General features: G+C 46.1%; 12 protein-coding genes. 9 read left to right on the top strand and 3 right to left on the bottom strand.

Features of this window, described 5'->3' with window-relative positions; translation table 11 throughout:
• Positions 1-10 precede the first annotated feature (10 nt).
• The 3 genes from cynS to nirB form a co-directional block, all read right to left on the bottom strand.
• A complete protein-coding gene (gene cynS, locus ACR64G_RS05780) occupies positions 11-451 on the bottom strand; it encodes a cyanase (protein ID WP_435980551.1) in 441 nt (146 codons plus the stop codon).
• A 69-nt stretch (positions 452-520) separates the two neighbouring features.
• Positions 521-877 (bottom strand): nitrite reductase small subunit NirD, encoded by a 357-nt coding sequence (nirD, locus tag ACR64G_RS05785; protein ID WP_435980552.1) that lies wholly within the window; start codon positions 875-877, stop codon positions 521-523.
• A 98-nt stretch (positions 878-975) separates the two neighbouring features.
• On the bottom strand, positions 976-3,558 hold the full coding sequence (nirB, locus tag ACR64G_RS05790) for a nitrite reductase large subunit NirB (protein WP_435980553.1): 2,583 nt from the start codon (positions 3,556-3,558) through the stop codon (positions 976-978).
• 653 nt (positions 3,559-4,211) lie between these two features.
• Between nirB and ACR64G_RS05795 the strand changes: the two genes are divergently transcribed.
• The 9 genes from ACR64G_RS05795 (at position 4,212) to ACR64G_RS05835 (ending at position 22,285) form a co-directional block, all read left to right on the top strand.
• Entirely contained in the window at positions 4,212-5,720 is a 1,509-nt protein-coding gene (locus ACR64G_RS05795) for a NarK family nitrate/nitrite MFS transporter (RefSeq protein WP_435980554.1), read from the top strand.
• 238 nt (positions 5,721-5,958) lie between these two features.
• A complete protein-coding gene (locus tag ACR64G_RS05800) occupies positions 5,959-7,950 on the top strand; it encodes a protein kinase domain-containing protein (protein ID WP_435980655.1) in 1,992 nt (663 codons plus the stop codon).
• 81 nt (positions 7,951-8,031) lie between these two features.
• Entirely contained in the window at positions 8,032-9,468 is a 1,437-nt protein-coding gene (locus ACR64G_RS05805) for an NAD(P)/FAD-dependent oxidoreductase (protein ID WP_435980555.1), read from the top strand.
• Positions 9,465-12,899, top strand: a complete 3,435-nt coding sequence (locus ACR64G_RS05810) for a molybdopterin-dependent oxidoreductase (RefSeq protein ID WP_435980556.1) — start codon at positions 9,465-9,467, stop codon at positions 12,897-12,899. Before ACR64G_RS05805 ends, ACR64G_RS05810 begins: the two co-directional genes overlap by 4 nt.
• 124 nt (positions 12,900-13,023) lie before the next feature.
• On the top strand, positions 13,024-13,953 hold the full coding sequence (cobA, locus tag ACR64G_RS05815) for a uroporphyrinogen-III C-methyltransferase (protein ID WP_435980557.1): 930 nt from the start codon (positions 13,024-13,026) through the stop codon (positions 13,951-13,953).
• 283 nt (positions 13,954-14,236) lie between these two features.
• The gene (locus ACR64G_RS05820; RefSeq protein ID WP_435980558.1) at positions 14,237-16,639 is read left to right on the top strand and encodes a type I restriction-modification system subunit M; all 2,403 of its coding nucleotides are present in this window, start codon (positions 14,237-14,239) and stop codon (positions 16,637-16,639) included.
• On the top strand, positions 16,639-18,003 hold the full coding sequence (locus ACR64G_RS05825) for a restriction endonuclease subunit S (protein WP_435980559.1): 1,365 nt from the start codon (positions 16,639-16,641) through the stop codon (positions 18,001-18,003). Before ACR64G_RS05820 ends, ACR64G_RS05825 begins: the two co-directional genes overlap by 1 nt.
• A gap of 34 nt (positions 18,004-18,037) precedes the next feature.
• On the top strand, positions 18,038-18,760 hold the full coding sequence (locus ACR64G_RS05830; protein ID WP_435980560.1) for a hypothetical protein: 723 nt from the start codon (positions 18,038-18,040) through the stop codon (positions 18,758-18,760).
• A 216-nt stretch (positions 18,761-18,976) separates the two neighbouring features.
• Positions 18,977-22,285 carry a type I restriction endonuclease subunit R gene (locus ACR64G_RS05835; RefSeq protein WP_435980561.1) on the top strand — a complete coding sequence of 1,103 codons (3,309 nt, stop codon included), beginning with the start codon at positions 18,977-18,979 and terminating at the stop codon, positions 22,283-22,285.
• Positions 22,286-22,343: the final 58 nt, after the last annotated feature.

The following is a 22,343-nucleotide window of genomic DNA, read 5'->3' on the forward strand; positions in this document are numbered from 1 at the left end:
GCAGATCGAATTACCACGTTTTGTAAGGTAAAAATTTACCATTAAGTACAATAACGACTCTATCCCCATTGGGATTTTCTTCTTTATCTATATCAATAGAGAAGTCAATTGCACTCATGATACCATCCCCAAACTTTTCTTGAACCACCTCTTTGATGCTAGTGCCATAGATACCAACTGCCTCATACAGTCTATAGACAAGTGGATCTTGAGGAACATCACGTCCCCAACTTTTTGTTGGATATTCCATCAAAGTAGTCTTTGCTTGGTCTCCAAGCTCTAGCAACGAGCATAATTTACTAGCAGGTGCCTCAGGCATACTATTATTACCAAAACAAGCTGACGTCACCCAAACAACGCCCATTTCTAGATGAGCGGCAATGTCTTCCCAGCTTAAAGACTTCTCTTTTTTAGCCAAAATGATTGCTTCTGTTAATTCTTCACGTGTCATACTTAATTACTCCAATAGTTTAAATTAAATGACGAAAAGTAGGCGTTTGCGATGTAACTGACAAGTTAACTAGACTTTATGAGTACTAACCACCACCTTGCTGTTTTCAAGCCCTACTCGATAGATATCAAGTTTTACACTCTCATCATCCAAGCAGTGCCCAGTTGCCAAATTAAAGCGCTGTTTATAAATAGGTGAGGCGACGTAGAGCACCTCTTCAGTGCCGCCCGTATCATCTGCGATAGTGGTACCACCAATCAATCCACGAGAGAGTACATTGGCTTGACTAAAGGGATCGTAATTATCGAGGGCAAATAAGTCATCTTGCTTGGTGCGAAAGATAGCAATCTGCTTACCCTCTATGAGCGCGCAAACGCCCGTCTCAGGGAGAATGTCATTCAGTTGGCAAACGGTGTGCTGAATCATAGGGTTATCCTTTACGTGTAACGAGTAGCAAATAAAACTTCAAACACAGCTATCTATAAAAGGGGTTAGCGCTGTGTTTGAAAAAGGGAGTAGACTATTTATGCCAACTCAGTCACTTGGATTTTGGCTTTTTCAGCGTCCGTCGCTGGGCGAATCTGATTGCGCTCGCTTACAAAGATGACGTTATCATCGCCTTGCTCACTGTTCACAAAATGACGGAAGCGTTTGAGCTTTTCGCTATCAGTAATAGTGGCTTTCCACTCACAGACATAGTTATCGACCAGTAGCTGCATTTGTGCCTCAAGCTCATCTGCGATACCTAAGCTGTCGTCAATAATGACCGCTTGTAGATACTCAAGTCCACCATCCAAGCTCTCGCGCCACTTTGAGGTGCGCTGTAGCTTATCGGCGGTTTTAATATAGAACATAATAATACGGTCGATATACTTGACCATCGTTTCAGTATCAAGGTCGGTTGCAAACAGCTCGCCATGGCGCGGAGTAATGCCGCCGTTACCACCGACGAATAAGTTCCAGCCATTCTCGGTTGCGATCATGCCAAAGTCCTTACTCTGCGCCTCAGCACACTCGCGCATGCATCCTGATACGCCCATCTTGATCTTATGCGGTGAGCGTACGCCTTTGTAACGATCCTCTAATCTAATCGCCAGACCCATACTGTCATCCACCCCATATCGACACCAGTCATTACCCACACAAGACTTGACCGTGCGTAACGACTTACCGTAGGCATGACCCGTCTCAAAGCCTGCTTCTACCAGTTGTGTCCAGATATCAGGTAATTGCTCCATACGCGCACCGAACAGATCGACTCGCTGTCCGCCAGTGATCTTGGTGTATAGATTAAATTCTTTGGCGACTTGTCCGAGTACGATGAGCTTATCGGCGGTAATCTCACCACCTGGTACACGGGGTACGACCGAATACGTGCCATCCTTTTGAATATTGCCTAGATAGTAATCATTACTATCCTGTAGTGGGGTCAGCTCAGGTTTGAGTACATAATCATTCCAGCATGAGGACAAGATAGAGGCGACGGTCGGTTTGCAAATCTCACAGCCATGACCGCTACCGTGTTCAGTGAGTAGCTCATCAAAGGTTCTGATGCCGTGGACGCGAATCAAGCTATACAAGTCCTGACGCGAGTAGGCAAAATGCTCGCACAAGTCGTTATTGACTTCAAAGCCAAGGGTAGTCAGCTGATAGCTCAAGGTATCTTTGACCATGGGCGCACAACCACCGCAGCCCGTACCAGCACTAGTGACCGCTTTGACATCAGCAATGGAGTACGCACCGTTTTCGACCGCGGCGCAGATCGCGCCTTTGGTGACGTTATAACAAGAGCAAATCGTGGCGGTATCTGGCAGATTATCAATGCCCATGACCGGCTTTTCGACATTAGGTAATATCAGACTTTCAGGATGCGCAGGCAAGTCAATATCATTGAGATACAGTTGTAATAAGTTATTATAGTCTTCGGTATCACCGACCAATACCGCACCAAGCAGACGCTTATTATCAGGCGTGGTCACCAGCTTCTTGTAGATACCCTCTGCTGGATTCTGGTACAGATAACTCAGTCCGCCCTCAGTAGTACCATGGGCATCACCGATACTGCCAACGTCTACGCCCATCAGTTTGAGCTTGGTACTCATATCAGCACCAGCAAATATTTGCTCACTATCACCCGCAATTTGTGCGGCGCAAATGCTCGCCATACTATAACCGGGCGCAACCAAACCAAATACCTTGTTGTCCCATACCGCACATTCGCCAATGGCATAGACGTGCTCCGCGTTAGTGCGGCACTGCTCATCGATCAAAATCCCGCCACGGCTACCCATTTCGATACCGCATTCAGGATTGTCTTTGACAATGCCATCTTGCGGACGGATACCCGCACTAAAGAGAATTAAATCGGTATCAAGAGAGGTGCCATCAGCAAATTGCATGGTCAAAAAACAATCGTCATCGTCTGTGACGGTATGAGAGATAATTTCTTTGGTGTTTTTACCTGTCAAGACGGTAACGCCCAGTGCTTCGATTTTGCGTTTTAAGATCTCGCCGCCTGCGGCATCAAGCTGAACGCCCATCAGTTGCGGCGCAAATTCGACCACATAAGTCTCAAGACCTAGAGTCACGAGCGCTTTTGCAGCCTCAAGTCCAAGCAAACCACCACCGACGACCACGCCCTTTTTGACTTTAGGTAATTCAGCTGTCGCTAAAATATCATCCAAATCAGCAATCGTACGATACACGTGACAATGCGGATGCTCGCGACCCGGAATCGGTGGCACAAAGGGGTAGGAGCCTGTCGCTAAAACCAGCTCGCTGTACTCAATCTGCTCGCCGTCCTCTGTGGTAATGGATTGAGTCGTCGAGTCGATATCTACAATGCGTTGATTAAGATGCAAGTTTACCTTTGATGATTCGTAAACGTTGAGATCGACAAGGTTGAGTTTGCTGGCATCCTTGTGCTCAAAATAGCTAGATAGATAAACGCGATCATAAGCAGGGCGATCCTCTTCAGCGAATACATGAATCTCAAATTGTTCATGTAGTCCTTGTTCAATGGCGCGCTCAACGAAATGATGACCGACCATACCGTTGCCGATGACGACTAGGTTACCTTTGCTACTTATATTCATTGTACTACTCATGCCTCTGTCCTTTTAGAAGGGGGGATTGACTGAATGCTCTGTATAACCATGGGATTTGCTTACACTTAATAATGACCATGTTTAGCATGGCTCAATATGTTTTAGGAACTCTGATCGGTGATATCACGCAACAGAGCATTCAGATACCTGCTGTTTATAAGACTTCAATAATCGTGCCAAGCACAACTATAGGCTGTCATATCTGTAGGGTTTTTGCTGACAGAAGTGGAGGGTTGCATCAGGGTCTATAAAGGTATGGGACACGCAGTAGCACGATTGATAAAGAGAGCTTAGCGTAGAGCAGCAGTCAAATATTTTATTTTTAATATAGCTTTAGTGCACCAAAATAGATGCATTACGCACCAAACTAGGGTTCAATGCAATTGTTAATGCACAGTAAACGTACTAACAAAACCAGGCTATTATTAATCATTTTAAAATAGTATTGGCGCTTTGATTTCAGGGTTATCCCTTATAAAACAACGCGTAACCCTCAAATTAGCAGGCTAATTTTTACTTTTTCAGGAGTTTACACAAAGACAACTGGCATAGCCATTGCACCGCTTCAATTATCTAAATCGATGAGTTCTTTAAACGTAACTTGTTACCTTTATCAAAAAAATCCCAAAGTTAGTCCTTTAAGGAAGCTGTCTATGTCGTCGCCAAACCCTGTTACTCCTACTAAAGATAAGTTAAATGTCCTATCGTTCGCGGGTAAAAATAAAATCCTTCACTTAGGTTGGATGGCATTTTTTCTTACCTTTTTTGTATGGTTTAACCATGCGCCGTTCTTATCAGCGATTGGTGAGACGCTTAATCTGACCAAAGATCAGGTCAAAACCTTACTCATTCTCAACGTCGCCTTGACTATTCCTGCACGCGTCATCATCGGAATGCTTACCGACCGTTTCGGTCCACGCATCGTTTATACAGCGATTTTATCGATTGGTGCGATTCCCTGTTTTACCTTTGCGTTCGCCCAAGATTACAACACCTTAGCTCTGTCTCGTTTCTTACTCGGCTTTGTGGGCGCAGGCTTCGTGGTAGGTATTCGCTTAATGAGCGATTGGTTCCCGCCCAATGAGTTGGGTACGGCTGAAGGAATCTATGGCGGCTGGGGTAACTTCGGTTCAGCTGCTGCGGCACTATTACTACCTACTGTCGCTATCATTGCAGCGGCTATATTCGGTGGTGATGAGGGCTGGCGTTATGCGACGGCGACGTCGGGTGTCGTAATGGCGCTTTATAGTATTATTTTTTATAGAATGGCACGCAATACTCCTAAAGGCGCGACTTACTTTAAGCCTAAAAAGTCGGGCGCGATGATGGTGACCTCATCGGGCGACTTTTGGCTGATGATGGTCTTTAAACTACCGATGTACTTAGCTTTAGCATTATTGGCGTGGAAATTGTCACCTTCAGGTGTCAGTTTGCTTAGCCAATCGAGTGTTACGATGGTCTACATTGGCCTAGCGGTCTTGTATGTCTATGAGTTCATTAGTAGCTACCGCTTCAATAAAGAGGTGTTTACCACGCCTGTCCCTGAAGCGCATCGTTATGACTTTAAGCAAGTCGGTATCTTAAATATTCTATACTTTGCGACTTTTGGCTCAGAGCTTGCGGTTGTCTCTATGCTGCCTTTGTTTTATCAAGAGACCTTTAGTTTATCGATTGTCATGGCAGGTGTATTGGCATCAAGTTATGCCTTTATGAATCTGATGTCACGACCTGGTGGCGGTTGGCTCAGTGATAAATTCGGTCGCAAGATTACCCTGTTGATTTTAACGGCGGGTCTAGCCGTCGGTTATCTATTGATGGGCTTTCTTGATTCAACATGGCCACTGGCGCTAGCATTATTAATCACTATGTTTTGCTCGTTTTTTGTACAAGCAGGCGAAGGTGCCGTCTTTGCTGTCATTCCCCTGATTAAGCGCAGTATGACAGGGCAGTTTGCAGGTATGACCGGTGCATATGGTAACGTCGGCTCAGTCGTCTATCTCACGGTGCTCAGCCTTGTCTCTTATCAAGTATTTTTCTTTGTCATTGCCGCAACCGCAGTCATTGGATTCTTCGCCTTATTTTTACTTAAAGAGCCAGAAGGTACTATCTTAGAAGAGATGCCAGATGGCAGCTTTGCTGAGATTCAAGTGAGTCATAAATAGCACTAAAAAACCAAAAAAGAACCAAATAAGGATGACTTTGAATACTACTCAAAGAACCAGTCAAAATGCCGACGAACAAGGCGCTCGTAATAATCAGCCAGATGGTTGCGCTGTGAGTGCTCAAGTAAGCACTGAATCTGGTGGTCAGTCATCCTTACTTTCATCACCAAAATTTTCATCACCAAAATCAAGTCATTTTGAGGCAGATCATGCCTTGTGGTGGCTTGACTTTTTTACCATGAAAGGCCGTAAATCTGAAAACCAAGATAGTCTTTTGATAACCACTTGTTTGCCGTATCATTTTTTAGATAAAACATCAGATAGCACGAACGATTCAAACCTTTTTGATGAGATAACAACCCCTCCTGCGCCTTTGCTAGTACTCATGGCAGATGGGGTGAGCGCTTGTCAGTTTCCAAAGCAGGCCAGTCAACTGGTGATCAACACCGTCGCTGACAAGCTCACGTTAGCCTTGTCAAAATTAGCTAAAATACAGTGCGAGGCGCAAAAGTACTCTGACGACAACAAACAGACCCAAAGCAACAACAAGGATCACCGTTATCAAGCCTCAACAATGAGTTTTGATGACGATCAAATCGCTAGTCTCATCAAGATCGCGGTCAATAAGGCTAATGATACCCTGTGCATCCCGCAAGCCTATCAGCGCGTACCGCCTTTGTTATCCACATTGTCAGGCTTATTATGTATTGGCGATCGTATTCATCTGTTTCATACGGGTGATTCACGTATTTATCGTATCGGGATAGACAGTCTGACCGTACTGAGTGAAGATCATCGTATCCATCGCGGTCAGGACAAAGGAGCGCTCTCAGCAGCGATTGGGGCGGATACGCAACTGGATCTGCAACAGTCGATATTTACACTACATCAAGACGAATCCTTAGCCATCATGACTGATGGCGTGTATGAGCATATCGACGCCACAGAGTTACAGTTCGAGCTGTGCTCGGCAGCGACCAATATGTTTGAATCGGTCGCTGCCGAGCACAAGTTACCTACTGGGTTCAACGCCAGTCAGACAATCTGCGAGCACGCCTTTGCTGAGGGTAGTCATGATAATTTGAGCATGATAATGCTTAGTATGGATGCAACACCATGCCAATCTGGTCAAGCAAGCGCTTTGAATAGCTCAGATCAAAGTAGTAGCGATAGCGATATGCCCCGTTATAAGCTACCGACAGGCTTAGAAGTCGGCGATAGTATCGACGGATTCACAGTAATGACTATCATTGCGCGCACCGCTCGCAGTGATGTGTATTTGGTACAAGATGAGCATAAAAACGACTATGTCTTGAAATCCCCGAGTCTCGATACTATCGATGATGGTCACTATTTGCGTGATTTTTTGAAGGAGCGCAAGATTGGCCTTAGCCTCTCAAAACATCGACGCGCAGGCGAGTCCGCTTTTAATCAAGCTGATCCTAATCGGTTGCACATGACTACTCTAAATGGTAGTAGCATCCAAAGCCAAAGTATAAGTTCTGGATTTAGTGCGTCAGGACTGCTGCGTTACTATCCTGTACCTGCCAGCACCACCTATCTGTATCACTTAACGGAATACATTGAGGGCGAGAGCCTACGGGACTTTATTGAACGCAATGCGCCGTGTGATGTCTGGCAGACTTATGATCTACTGACCAAGATCGGCATGGCGGTGCGGGTGATGCATCGCAACTATCTGTTGCACCAAGACATCAAGCCTGAAAACGTGCTTTTAACTCAAGCAGGCGCGGTCAAGCTAATCGACTTTGGTTCGGCAAGCTCCTCCATTCTAAAAGACAGTACGCGCCCGCCTAATGGCGACTTGCATTACGCTGCACCAGAGTATTACACCGATGCACCAAAAGGCGTGCATTCGGATCTTTTTTCAATAGCGGTAATCGGCTATGAGCTACTGACAGGACAGCTGCCGTTTGGCACGCAAGATCTCATGAATCCGCAGCACGCTCTAGTGATGCCTGCCCAGCCGCTACGCCAAAACAACATACCCGCTATCAGTCAGCAGGCACTTATGCGGGCGCTACATTCTAATACTAATGCACGCTATCAAGCCATCGGTGAGTTCTTACAGGATTTTAACCCTGATAATAGGGCAAACAGTCGTGACCCTGAACCGCTTATTCAGCGCAACCCTTTACTGGTATGGCATAGCATTTGCTTTATACAGTTTGTCATCATCATTTTATTGCTGTGGGTTTATCTGGCATAAGTGCTTATGCGCCAAGCATACATTATCAATGACAGATCATCATTTATTTCACGCTGCACCACGCGGCTAAGGATACGCTCTATGTCGCTTTATAAGTCATCACCTACCACTCAATCCGATAGTCATAATATAGACGTTACTGAAAATGCGGGCATCATCATCATCGGTGCTGGTATGGCAGGCAGCCGTTTTGCTATTGAGCTGGCAAGGGCGCAGCAGCTAAATGATGCTGACGTCCATCCGCCAATTACCTTGATTAGCAAAGAGAGCCACGTGGGCTACAACCGCATTATGTTATCGCCTGTGCTGGCAGGAGATACCGCGTTTGATGATACTTACCTGTATGACCAATCAGACTATGAGCAGTTGGGCATTAGGGTGCTGGCTGGGGTCAGCGTGGATACGATGGATACCAATCAGCAGTGTATTGAGCTTGATAACGGGCAGACGCTACACTATACCAAAGTAGTGATCGCTACAGGATCAACCGCTCGCGTGATACCGTTTCCCAATCATAAGGCTAAAGGGGTACATGTCTTTCGAGATTCTATGGATGTCAGCACACTGACTGAATACGCCCGTCAAGGCAAAACGGGACTCGTGATTGGCGGCGGGGTATTGGGACTGGAGGCGGCGTGTGCTCTAGCAGGACAAGGGGCGAGCATGACGGTCATTCATGTGGATGCTTACGTACTCAACACCCAGCTGGATCTACCTGCCGCAGAGTTGCTACAAGCTGAGCTGAGTCGCCGCAACGTTGGGCTTGAGGTGTCTGCCAATACCGAAGCGATTGTTATCAATGAGGCCGACGAGGTGTGCGGATTATCTCTAAAAGACGGGCGCACCTTAGCTGCTGATTTTATTGTCATGGCAGTCGGCGTGATGCCTAATACGGCGCTAGCCAAAGACAGCGGTCTTGAGGTCAATCGCGGTATTATCGTTGACAACTGTATGCATACCAGTTGCCCGCATGTCTATGCAATCGGCGAGTGTGTGGAGCTTGATGGCGAGCTGTTTGGGATGGTCGCGCCCGTCAATCAGCAAGTCGATACGCTAGTAACGGTACTAAAAGATACCGTTATATCAGACCCTGCTATGGCATCAAATGCACCCTCACAAGAGCACTGGCAACCCTTCGTCAGCAAACCTTTATCATTAAAATTAAAAGTATCTGGCGTAGCGGCATTCTCAGCGGGTGAAATCGCCTTTGACGATAGCACGGCTGAGCACATCGAGACTTTGGTTTATCGCCAACCTACTTTGAACCACTATCACTGTCTCTACCTAAGAGATAATAAGATCGTCGGCGCAGTGCTATACGGTGACGTCAATGAAGGTAGCTTCTATAGTCAGCTGATTATGGATAATGTCGATATCACTCCTATAAAAGACAACTTGCTCTTTGGCGCGGCTTATTGCGATTTGGATGCATTACATTCAAGCACTACGCATAAGAGTACGACGAGTGATGATAAAAACAATAGCAAAATATGTGATCTAGTAGAGGAAGCCTCATGAATGATACCCTCATCGAAAAACCCCTAGAAATCTCTAAAGATACCCAAAATATGAACAGCCAAGTTATTGCAACACAGGACATAAGCGCGACTCAGACGAATCCGCTAGAGGCTTTGAATGAAAATTTAGCAACGACTATTCGCACCACATGCCCTTACTGCGGTGTTGGTTGTGGGGTTTTAGCCCGTGTCGATACAACAGGTCATATCAGTGTAACAGGCGATCCTGAGCATCCTGCCAACTTTGGCAAACTGTGCTCAAAGGGCAGTGCGCTCGCGCAAACCTTGGGCGCCGCGCGCCGATTGACCCAGCCTTACTATCAAAACAAGCTGGCGTCTATGCAACGGCAACAGCCGATGCTGTTAGAGTCATCAGATACACCTTCTGACAATAGCGCTGTAGAGGTATCGGCTACCAAACCGCGCATTGCAAACACCGACTGGGATACTGTGTTAGGAGATATTGCTCATCGCTTGAACGACACCATCGACAAACACGGCCCAGATAGCATCATGCTGTATGTTTCAGGGCAGCTATTGACCGAAGACTACTATGTGGCTAATAAATTCGTTAAAGGCTTTATTGGGAATAATAATATCGATTCCAACTCTCGACTGTGTATGTCATCAGCGGTGGCAGGGCACAAACGGGCATTTGGCGCAGACTTAGTACCGGGCAATTATGAGGATTTGGAGGCTTGTGACTTATTGGTACTTGTCGGCTCAAACATGGCGTGGTGTCATCCTATTTTATTTGGACGCTTTTTAGCCGCCAAAAAAGCCGATCCTAGCAAAAAGCTCATCGTCATTGACCCGCGCCGTACCGACTCTTGTGAATTTGCCGATTTGCACTTGCCGATTGCTGCTGGCACGGACACCCATTTATACAATGGTCTATTGCATTATCTGGCGCAGCAAGGGTGCCAAGATGACGAATACGTCAAACAAAGCTTAGGTATAGCTGACGCTTTGAGCGCGGCTAACCCATGGAGTATTGATAAGGTGGCGAGCGCTTGCCAAGTGCCTGCCGAGAGTATTCGCCAGTTTTACGATTCGGTTGCGACTACTGATAAAACAGTGACCGCCTTTAGTATGGGCGTGAATCAATCCAAAAGTGGCACTGATAAAGTCAACGCTATCATCAATACGCATCTATTCACTGGTCGCGTGGGCAAAGTAGGCGCCAGTCCGTTTTCGCTCACAGGGCAGCCTAATGCCATGGGCGGACGAGAGGTTGGGGCGCTTGCGAATTTATTGGCGGCGCACTTGGACTTGGATAATGCCGATCATCGGCAACTGGTCGCTGAATTTTGGCAGTCGCCTCAGGCTATCACTCCAAAAGTTGGTGTTAAGGCGTGTGATGCTGCGGATGCAATCTTGGATGGTCGTATCAAAGCCATTTGGATCATGGCGACCAATCCTGTGGTCAGCTTGCCAGAGGCCGATAAGTTCCGCCAAGCGCTCGCGCATTGTGATTTGGTCATAGTGTCTGATTGCTCAGTGGACAGCGATACAGTGCACTGCGCGGATATTGTATTGCCCGCGCAAGGATGGGGCGAAAAATCTGGTACGGTCACCAACTCTGAGCGGCGTATCTCTCGTCAACGCCCTTTGATGCCTGCGGTAGGGGTTGCAAAACCTGACTGGTGGATACTGTCACAAGTCGCCACGCGCATGGGGTTTTCAGGGTTTGATTATCAAAACCCTAGCGAGATATTTAATGAGCATGTGGCCTTAACGACTTATCGCAATGACGGCTATCCAGAACAAGAAACCAGCGCTACTGTATCTACTAACAATCAACCTCGCTTTCTTAACCTTACTAACGATTTGACCGCATTTACTACCGATATCAAAGAGGGCAATCAGCCTATTACTCAAATGACTCAGACGAGTGTGCTTAGTATTGAGGAGTATGATGCGCTACTGCCATTTCAATGGGGCGGCACGCGTATCTCGATGATTCATACCGCAGGTAATTCGGTAGCCAACTCATCTAAGCAAACCGACTCTTGCACTAAAGCCCAGCTGATAGCGATTACGCCCGCTGATGATGCCAGTCTACCCAATTTGCATCAGCGTAGAGAGCCGCGTAACCAGCACGATAAAGAGAATGATAATAGTGTAAATCAGCAACCGCTCGATCAGCCTGTTATTGATCTACGCCTCATCACTGGCAGACTTCGTGACCAGTGGCATACGATGACTCGTACTGGCCTTGCCCCGCAGCTCAATCAACACCAATCCGTGCCAACCGTCACCATACATCCAGATGACGCACAGCGATTAAATCTATCGGTTGATGATTTTGTAAGGCTTTATAGTAGGTATGACAATAACGATGCCAATAACGATACTACTAACAATGCTAATAACGATGCGACTGCTGCGAGCGATAAAGCATCATTTGCCAATGAGGCAACAGCCAGTCAAGTGCTGGCACAAGTGGCGATTAGTGACAGTATGCGCGCGGGCGATGCGTTTATGCCAATGCACTGGAGCAATGCTTTTGCCAGCTTTGCTCGTATGGGTACGCTGATACCAACGGTCGTGGATCCGCATTCAGGACAGCCTGAACTCAAAAACTCAGCGATTAGCCTCACGCCAGTGCCGATGCAAGCTTTTGGCAAGATTTTGGTGCATCCTGACTGGCAAGACGCCGTTATAGTGCAGCTACGTACTATTTTGGCTAGTTTTGATGCACAATCAAATAAGCCTTTATCAAGTCAGCTTCCTGCCCTCACTTGGAATCTAAGCCACCAAACCAACAGCGTGTTATTCCATATTGCAAGCCCGATGGCTCAGAGTAGCGACATACTGTGCGACCCTGAATTTTGGCAGCAGTTTGCAGCATCTATGCAAACATCACAGCATATTGCCTCAGAGTTTTCATCCGCCTTGTCAGACGACGTACTGACAAAATCGTCCTCTCATCGATTAGCAAACGCACTGCCACAAGCAGGGATCAACACCGCATTTACACTGAATAAGTCGTACAATCAATTACGTTTTATTATGACTCAATCAGGTGATAGTACAGTAGTAGATCAGTCTGCTACAGACAACATGGAGACTGAGGTTGAGCCGTCTGAGCAGCTCATGATGGCTGTGTATCTAGCATCAACATCACAGTCATTACCTAGCGTCCATTGGCTTGATGGGTGTTTTGCCGATACTATGCAAATCCCACATGAGCAGCGCTATAAATGGCTATTAGCAGGACGTCCTGCCAGTGGTTATATTGACCCGGGCAAGCTGGTTTGCTCATGCATGGCGGTCGGAGAGAATATCATTATTAATGCGATAACCAAACACCATTGTACAAGTGCGGTAGCCGTTGGCAAACAGTGCCGAGCAGGCACCAACTGTGGCTCTTGTGTTGGTCAGATTAATGCATTGATTGCGCAGTACGCGCCGCTCGCGCCGGTTTAGATAAGTGTATGGCACATCGCTTGCAACTTATTAGGCGTGACTTGCTATCCGTTAGCCACCGTTTCAACACGCCCTATTCAAATGTTTACTTTGTTGTACCAATACTGCTTTAGGAGCTATCGCCATGACTGATTCATCTGTATCTATTCCAAGCTGTATAACAGATAACGTAATCCATCAAAAATGTGCGCAAAATGCCAAAGTATCCGATAGACAAAACTCTGTATGTACGGGCATTGTCTATTTAGTAGGTGCAGGCGCTGGTGATCCTGAGCTGTTGACACTCAAGGCATTACGAGTGATGCAGCGCGCTGATGTAGTGCTCTATGACAGCTTAGTATCGCAAGATATATTAGATATGTGCGCGATAACAGCCGAAAAAATATTTGTCGGTAAGCGCCGTGCCAATCATGCGTTGCCGCAAGAGAATATCAATGAGCTCCTCGTAAAACATGCGCAGGCAGGCAAAACAGTGGTCAGACTAAAGGGCGGAGATCCTTTTATCTTTGGACGCGGCGGCGAAGAGCTCCAAGAAGTCGTGCGTCATGGCATCTACTTTGAGTCAATCCCTGGGGTGACCGCAGCGAGTGCAGCGTCTAATCGCGCCGGTATTCCCTTAACGCATCGTGATCATGCGCAGTCCGTCAAGTTTGTGACCGCGTGCAAAAAGCTTGGCGCGCCTAACAATGACTATACTGAAATGCTCGATACTACGCAGACGGTTGTGTTCTATATGGGATTACATCGGCTGGAGCAGATGACACAAGGGCTTATAGAGGCAGGACGCGCTAGTGACACGCCATTTGCCATCATCAGTCATGCAAGCATGCCCACACAGCAAGTGCTCATTGGTACGCTAAAGGATATTGCAGCGCAGCAGGCGTACGCCAATCTGCCGACACCAGCATTACTGATCATGGGCGATGTGGTCGGATTGCATAAGGAGTTTGCAGCCTATAATCTTGGCGCTTCGGGCAACCGTGTATTTGCTAACATGCAAGACACGATAGCGGCTAAAGGTCTGGTATCGAGTTATGAGAGTGTTGTTTTATAAGATAACTATCATAAAACTCAAGACTAGTTAAGGCGTAACCCTATCAGTGTCAATTCAGATACTTATAGGGTTTTTTATGGTGCCCGTTGACGAGTAATCGATTACTATACATCATCATTAATCTGACTATATATTACAGTTAATAATTTTCTATCAACCACACCTGCCATACCTGTAACTCCCCTGTAGACCTGATATAATTCTAAATATCTTACTGAACATTTATTTATTTTAGATTTTATAATAGCATTCAACCTTGCCTATCAAACAAAAGATGCCTTTTATGACCAAAAACTTCTCTCAAACAGCGGCTTTCATCTGGTCTGTCGCTGATTTATTGCGCGGCGACTTTAAGCAATCTCAATACGGTCGTATCATCCTGCCATTCACACTACTGCGCCGCTTAGAGTGCGTATTATCAGAGACCAAAGCCGCTGTGGTTGCCGAAAACCAACGTATCGCTGATATGGGTCTGCCAGAGGAAGCGCAAGAGAAGTTCATCATACGTGCCAGCAAGCGACCGTTCTACAATATCTCGCCCATGGACTTAAGCAAGATGGGTCAGAGTGATATCAAGGATAACCTCAACACTTACGTGCAATCATTCTCAAAAGATGCGCGCGAGATATTTGAGCACTTCAAGTTTGAAGAGTTCATCGGGCAGCTCGCCGATGCTAACCTGCTATATAAAGTGGTGCAAAAGTTCGCCAATACTGATCTGAGTCCTGAGGCGATATCCAACCACGAAATGGGCTTTGTGTTTGAAGAGCTGATCCGCCGCTTTGCTGAAAGCTCAAACGAGACCGCAGGGGAGCACTTTACCCCGCGTGATATTGTACGCCTGACGACGTCACTGGTGTTTATGGAAGATGACAGTGTTCTGAGCAAGGAAGGTATTATTCGTACCATTTATGACCCGACAGCAGGGACGGGCGGCTTTTTGTCCTCTGGTATGGAATACGTGCTAGAGCTCAACCCTGATGCGGTCATGCGTACCTATGGGCAAGAGCTAAATCCTGAGTCCTATGCCATCTGTAAAGCCGATATGCTGATAAAAGGGCAGGAAGTCAATAACATCAAGCTGGGCAATACCTTATCCAGTGATCAACTGGTCGCGGAAAAGTTCGACTACATGCTGTCCAATCCGCCGTTTGGGGTAGATTGGAAAAAGATATCAGGTGAGATCAAAGACGAGCACGAGCAAAAAGGCTTTGACGGTCGATTTGGTGCAGGCTTGCCGCGCGTGTCTGATGGATCGCTATTGTTCCTGATGCATCTGATTAGCAAGCTGCAGAACACGACTGCCAATAGTGAACAGAGCCGCGCCAATGAGCACCACGGCAGCCGTATCGGTATCATCTTGAATGGCTCACCGCTATTCACGGGCGGCGCAGGTAGCGGCGAGAGTGAGATTCGCCGTTATATTCTTGAGGCGGATTTACTTGAGGCCATTATCGCCCTGCCTACCGATATGTTCTATAACACAGGTATCGCTACCTATGTATGGGTGTTGAGCAATAAGAAAGCGCCTGAGCGTAAAGGTCACGTGCAATTGATCGACGGTAGCAATCTATACGGCAAGATGCGTAAGTCGCTCGGCTCAAAGCGTAATGAGATGAGCGATGAGGATATCAAAACCATTACTCGTAGTTTTGGTGACTTTGAAGTAGTTGACGCGCGTGTATTAGACAAGCCAGAGGAAGTGAAATCTAACCGTGGCCGTCAGTCTGCCAACCCCCATTCCAAAAGTGCCAGCTCACCTGCCAAGACCTTTGCCAGTAAGATATTTAAGACCCATGAGTTTGGCTATCGCCGCATCACCATTGAGCGTCCGCTCCGTCTATCCGCCCAGCTCTCTGACGATGCTATCGAAACCCTACGTTATGCGCCTAAACCGTTCGATATGGTCATGCCAGCGCTATATGAGGCGTTTGGTAGCCAATGGACAAGCGTGGACGACTCTAAAAACTACGGCGATTTATCAGCGGTCACTATTGATGCCCGTGCGATGATTAAGGCCGACTTTAGCGAGCTAAAAGAGAAGCAAATCAAAGATGTGCTGGATACCAAACTCTGGCAAGACCAGCTTAAGATCATGACTAAAGCCAAGGCCTTGCAAGCAGCGATAGGTACAAGCCAATTCGATGATTTCAATGCGTTTGAAAAGGTGTTTAAGCAAGCGCTTAAAGATACTGATGCCAGTTTAGATCTTAGTCTTGATGCTAAGGAGAAAAAGCAGATTATCGATGCTATCACGTGGAAAAACCCTGAAGCAGAGCCTGTCATCAAAAAGACAGTCAAGGTGGCTAATCCGCTTTATGGTGCGTTTAGTTATAAGCCTACCGCGACTACTCAAAAAGCAGACAAGCCAGCCAAAATTGTAGAGTTCCAAACGGATAGCGACCTACGTGATTATGAAAATGTGCCGCTCAATCCTGAGGTGACCACCACTGAGCTGATTGAAAGTTACTTCGCCCGTGAAGTACAGCCGCATGTGCCTGATGCGTGGATCAATAGCGACAAGACCGATGCCATCGATGAAGAGGTCGGCATCGTCGGCTTTGAGATACCCTTTAACCGCCATTACTATGTCTATGAGCCACCGCGCGCGCTTGCTGATATCGATGCGGACTTAGACGCGGTCAGTAGCGAGATTATGCAGTTATTGGGTGAGGTGCATTCATAATGGTGAAGTATCAGCAATATGATGAGTATAAGGATTCTGAGGTTGAGTGGTTGGAAAAAGTGCCTAGCCATTGGCAGCCAGTTCCTATTAAATACTTAGCTTCAGAAAAAGACACACTATTCTTGGATGGTGACTGGATAGAAAGTAAGGATATTTCTGATTCTGGCATTCGATATATTACTACTGGCAATGTTGGAGAAGGACAGTATAAAGAACAAGGAACTGGCTTTATTAGTGACCAAGTTTTTCAAAAGTTAAACTGTAGTGAGGTTTTTGAGCAGGATATTCTTATATCTAGACTGAATTTACCTATTGGTAGAGCTTGCCTTGTACCCAATTTAAATAACCGAATAGTGACTTCAGTAGATAATGTAATTTTGCGACCAGATATCATTTACTGTAAACGGTTTTTGGTACATCTTTTTTCAAGTTCCGAGTATTTTCACAACACGGCTAACTTAGCTCGTGGTGCAACTATGCAAAGAATTAGCAGAGGTTTATTAGGGAATATAAGGATTTCTCTTCCTGAGAAAGAAGAGCAAGTTCAAATCGCCAACTTCCTCGACTTTGAGACCGCGCAGATCGATACGCTAATCGAAAAACAGCAAACTCTTATCCAACTGTTAAAAGAAAAGCGCCAAGCCGTCATCAGTCATGCGGTGACTAAAGGCTTAAACCCTGACTCACCAATGAAAGATTCTGGGGTGGAGTGGTTGGGGGAAGTGCCTGAGCATTGGGAGATTATGGCAATATCAAAGCTAACTCAAAAAATCACTAATGGCTATGTTGGACCTACCCGAGATATTTTAGTACCGAATGGAGTGCCATACATACAAGCTACCCATATTAAACGTGGGAATGTGAACTTTGATGATGCATATTTCGTAAGAGAAGAATGGAGTAAGAAGCATTCAAAATCTATCTTAAGAGAGCAGGACGTATTAGTCGTTCAAACAGGCGCAGGTACTGGAGATATAGGTCTAGTTACAAGCAAAGAAGCAGGCTACAACTGCCATGCTCTAATTATTTTACAACCAAAAGCACATTTAATTTTAGGTGGGTTTTTGTCATTCATCCTTCAATCAGATTATGGCTATGCAATATTATACTCAATACGAACAGGTGGCATGCACCCTCATCTAAATTGTGGAGAAGTTAAATACGTTAAAGTAAGTCTTCCTCCTATTGATGAACAACAGGAAATTATTTCGTACATTGAAAGAATGAAAAGTAAGTTTAATGATTTAATAGATAATGCAGAACGCGCTATTCAACTTATGCAAGAACGCCGCACCGCTTTAATATCTGCCGCGGTTACGGGTAAGATTGATGTGCGGGGTTGGGTTGCGCCCAAAAGCCGTTAAAATAAATACAGAAAACAATAAAAGGAATTATAGGGTGAAAAAGTTTACCGTAGCAGCTTTATTAGGCGCAATAGCGGTTACCACTAGCGCCCAAGCCGAAGTCTATCACTGGCAAGATGAGCTATGCGATAATCGAGGCGAGTTTGATAATACAAAGTATAGCGCTAAGCAAATCGAAAACTCACATTTTGTCTTCGACCATTTAAATAGCTCAAATCTAAATAGCTTTTTTCCACCGATGGATATTAATGACTTAGATACGCTATCTATGACCGACCTAGAAACACTGACTGAAGAGTATAAACAAGTTAAGCATAATGTTGAACGACTTGATGTGGTGCCTGACGCAAAAGGTTATAAGCAAGAGTTGGTCAAGTCTATTGATGGGGAGTATAAACACAATAAGCTAACTATTTTGGCTTATTTAGAACCCATACAAGCTATGCGGCAGAGTCCATTGATGTGCAAGCAATACATCGAACCCTTTTTTCGTAACGAAACCGCCGTACAGGATAAATGGCAGCAGCTGGTTGAAAAACGCGCGTTAACAAATAGCTATGCCATGTCCCGTTATCAAGATGAGAAAGCCAGTAATCCTGCCAAGTATGCCAAAATTGACTTGATTACCTTTGGCTTTGGCAATTGCGTCAATGATCAGGTCTATCATGCCGACTCCGAAAAAACCTATATCTATCGGCAACAACTGAATAAAATAGTGTTTGGTGAGAGTTTGACCAAGGTTTGTGCTGAGCCTTAGTTTGCGTAGGCTGCGGCTTTAGCCCAGCAGTCAGGTTTTTTGCTAGGCTAAAGCCTAGTAGAGTGCATGTCATGCACCCACAAGATATAGGCTAAAAGTAAGATGAATCCTAATCAACAACTTAGTCAAAATTAAATACCGTATTGACGAGGCTTATCTAAAAGTTCGGTGCTTAAAAACCCTCTACACCAATAAACTAATAATAAGAACCATGCCATGACTCAAACTAGCACTGCTACTAACGCACACAACGTTACCTACGAATCTGTCTTCCAAGCCGATATCGTCAGCCAAATGCAAACGCACGGCTGGCAACTGGGTACACCTAGCGGCTATACGGCAGAGACGGCACTATATGAGCAAGACGTGCTCGACTTTGTGCAGACCACCCAGCCGCAGGAATGGGAGAAGTTCTGCCGTACTCATCCTATCGACTCTGAGCGTCATTTTATCGCCGCATTGGTCAAGCAGCTGGGTAAGGCTGACGAACACTCAACTGATAGAGCCTCGCGCACTTATGGCACGCTTGGTGTCTTGCGTCATGGTCTCAAGATTCGTAACGCGCGCTTTAACTTATGCCAGTTCAAGCCTGAGCACAGCCTCAACCCTGCGACTATGGCACGCTACGAGGCCAATATCTGCCGTATCGTGTCTGAGGTTGTCTATAGTCCGCATATTAGTTCAAAAGACAGTCCTAATAGCAAAGTCGCGAAGCGCAACCGTATCGATATTGTATTGTTCGTCAATGGCTTGCCCGTGGTGACGATGGAGCTAAAGTCGGAGTTTAAGCAAGCGGTACAAAACGCGATTACTCAGTATAAGCGCACCCGCCTGCCAAAAGACCCTGACACGGGCAAACCTGAACCACTACTGACGTTTAAGCGCGGCGCACTAGTACACTTTGCGGTCAGTCAGTATGAAGTCTATATGACAACGAAGCTGGCAGGCGAGAACACTTACTTTTTACCCTTTAACAAAGGCACAGCCAGTGGCGGCGCGGGTAATGACGTGCCAGCAGATAGCAGCCGCTATGCAAGCGACTACCTATGGAATGACGTGCTCACCCCAGACAATTTATTGGCAATCCTCGGCCACTTTATGCACTTACAGATCGAGGAAGAAGAGGACGTCATCGGGCTTAAGTCCAAAAAGGAAACTATGATGTTCCCGCGCTATCATCAGTGGGACGTTGTGACCAAATTGGTTAGTGCTGCTATTAGTGAAGGCGCTGGTCAAAGGTATTTGATTCAGCACAGCGCGGGATCAGGCAAGTCCAACTCTATCGCATGGACGGCGCATCAGCTATCGACTCTTTACAATAGCGATGGTGATAAGCAGTTTCATTCGGTCATCGTCATCACCGATCGCACGATACTGGACGACCAGCTACAGGACACTATCTATCAGTTTGAACATGCCGATGGCGTCGTCGGTAAGATCAGTAGAAATGAGGGTGACGGCTCAAAGTCTGAGCAACTCGCCAGCGCGCTCGTTAATGCGCAGCCGATCATCATCGTCACGATTCAAACCTTTCCGTTTGTCCTCAAAGCGATTGAAGACTCAAGCGTCCTCAAATCGCGCCGTTATGCCATCATCGCTGATGAGGCGCACTCGTCACAGACAGGCTCTACCGCGCGTCAGCTCAAAGAGGTCTTGGTCTCAGGTGAGATAAAGAAGAGCGAGGATAGCGCGTTATCTGATGAGGATGTCATCAATCAGACAATGGAGGCCAATCTTGCTGCGCGCCGTAGTAGTCCGAACCTCAGCTATTACGCCTTTACCGCCACGCCTAAACCCAAAACCATTGAGTTATTTGGGCGTTTGCCTGATCCTAGTTTGCCCGCCTCCAAACAGAACAAACCTGAGTCCTATCATGTCTATTCTATGCGCCAAGCGATAGAGGAGGGTTTTATCTTAGATGTGCTCAAAAACTACACCAACTATAAAGTGGTCTATCAGCTCAAGCAAAAGCTCGCCGCTGATGATGAAGTGGATTCGCGCCGCGCCAAGATTAAGCTTAGTAACTGGGTACGTCTCCATGACTACAATATCGCGCAAAAGGTCAAAGTCATTATTGAACACTTTAATGACAACGTCAAAGGCTTACTAGGCGGGCAAGCTAAAGCGATGGTGGTAACGGGGTCTCGTAAAGAGGCGGTGCGTTATAAGATCGCCTTTGATAGCTATATTGCTGATAACGGTTATCGCGGTATTAATGCGATGGTTGCCTTCTCAGGAGAGGTGACTTTTGATGACCATGATTTACAAAATAGCAGTGACCCTGATAGTAGCGGGCTAATTCCTGATTTGGTCGGCGAAAAGTTCACTGAACATAATATGAATATTGGTCTAAAAAAACGTGACCTACGTACTGCCTTTGATAGTGACGATTATCAAGTAATGCTAGTGGCGAACAAGTTTCAGACGGGCTTTGATCAGCCCAAACTGTGTGCGATGTATGTCGATAAGAAGTTAGCAGGTGTCGATTGTGTGCAAACCTTGTCACGGCTTAATCGCACTTATAAAGGTAAAGCGGAGAGTGGTACCTTTGTGCTCGATTTCTTTAACGATCCTGACGATATCTTAGCCGCCTTTCAGCCGTATTATGAGACTGCGAGCTTGGCGGATGTGTCTGATCCCGATCAGATTTATGACCTTTATGAGAGACTATGTGCACCTCAAATATTTTTGTGGCATGAAGTTGAGCAGTTCGTTAGCGCCTTTTATAGTAAGAATAAATCTAACGCCACCCTAAGTAACATCTGTAAGCCTGCGGTTGAGCGCTGGCAAAAGCAATATCTTGAGGCGCGTACACAAGCAAAGCACGCCAAAATGATGCTTGAGGAAACCAAAACGACAGGTAATGTGGTACTGATTACTAATGCTGAGAACGACTACAAAGGCTTTAAGACCAAGCAAGACGAGCTTGAGATATTCAAAAAGGATTTAGGTACTTTTACCCGCCAGTATGAATTTATGTCGCAGATTGTCGATTATGACAGCAAGGATCTTGAGAAGCTTAGCCTATACGCCCGTAACCTACAGCCGCTATTGCGTGAGAGCGTCAGTGATGAGGACGATATCGACTTGAGTAATATCGTGATGAGTCATTACCGTGTCTCAAAGCTCTATCAGCAAGACCTCAAGCTACAAGAGAGTAGCGGTGAGCTTGACGCGGGCGGCGGTGCTGGTACGGCTAAGCCTAAGGACAAAAAAGAAGAGCTACTATCGCAAGTCATCACTAAGCTAAACGAGGTGTTTGCAGGCGAGGACTTTACGGATAAAGATAAAGTTAATTTTATGAATACCATCTGGGATAAAGTCACTGAGAACGAGATCGTAGTCAAGCAGTTCACCAATAACAGTGTTGATCAGATTATGCTAGGTGGTTACCCAAATGCTGCTGAGGACGCTATGTTTGATGCTAAGGGCACGTTTGAGAGTATGACCATGCACTTATTGTCTAACCCAAAACAGTTTAAGACGTTTATTCGGTTGATGCTTGATACGAAGTTAAGTGCTTAACAAAGCAAACCTTCAAATCGTTTCTATAAGTTTGCCAAGCATGATCATCAATGTTTTG

The sequence above is a fragment of the Psychrobacter sp. DM4 genome, from assembly GCF_051307035.1.
In the GTDB taxonomy this organism is placed as follows: Bacteria; Pseudomonadota; Gammaproteobacteria; order Pseudomonadales; family Moraxellaceae; genus Psychrobacter.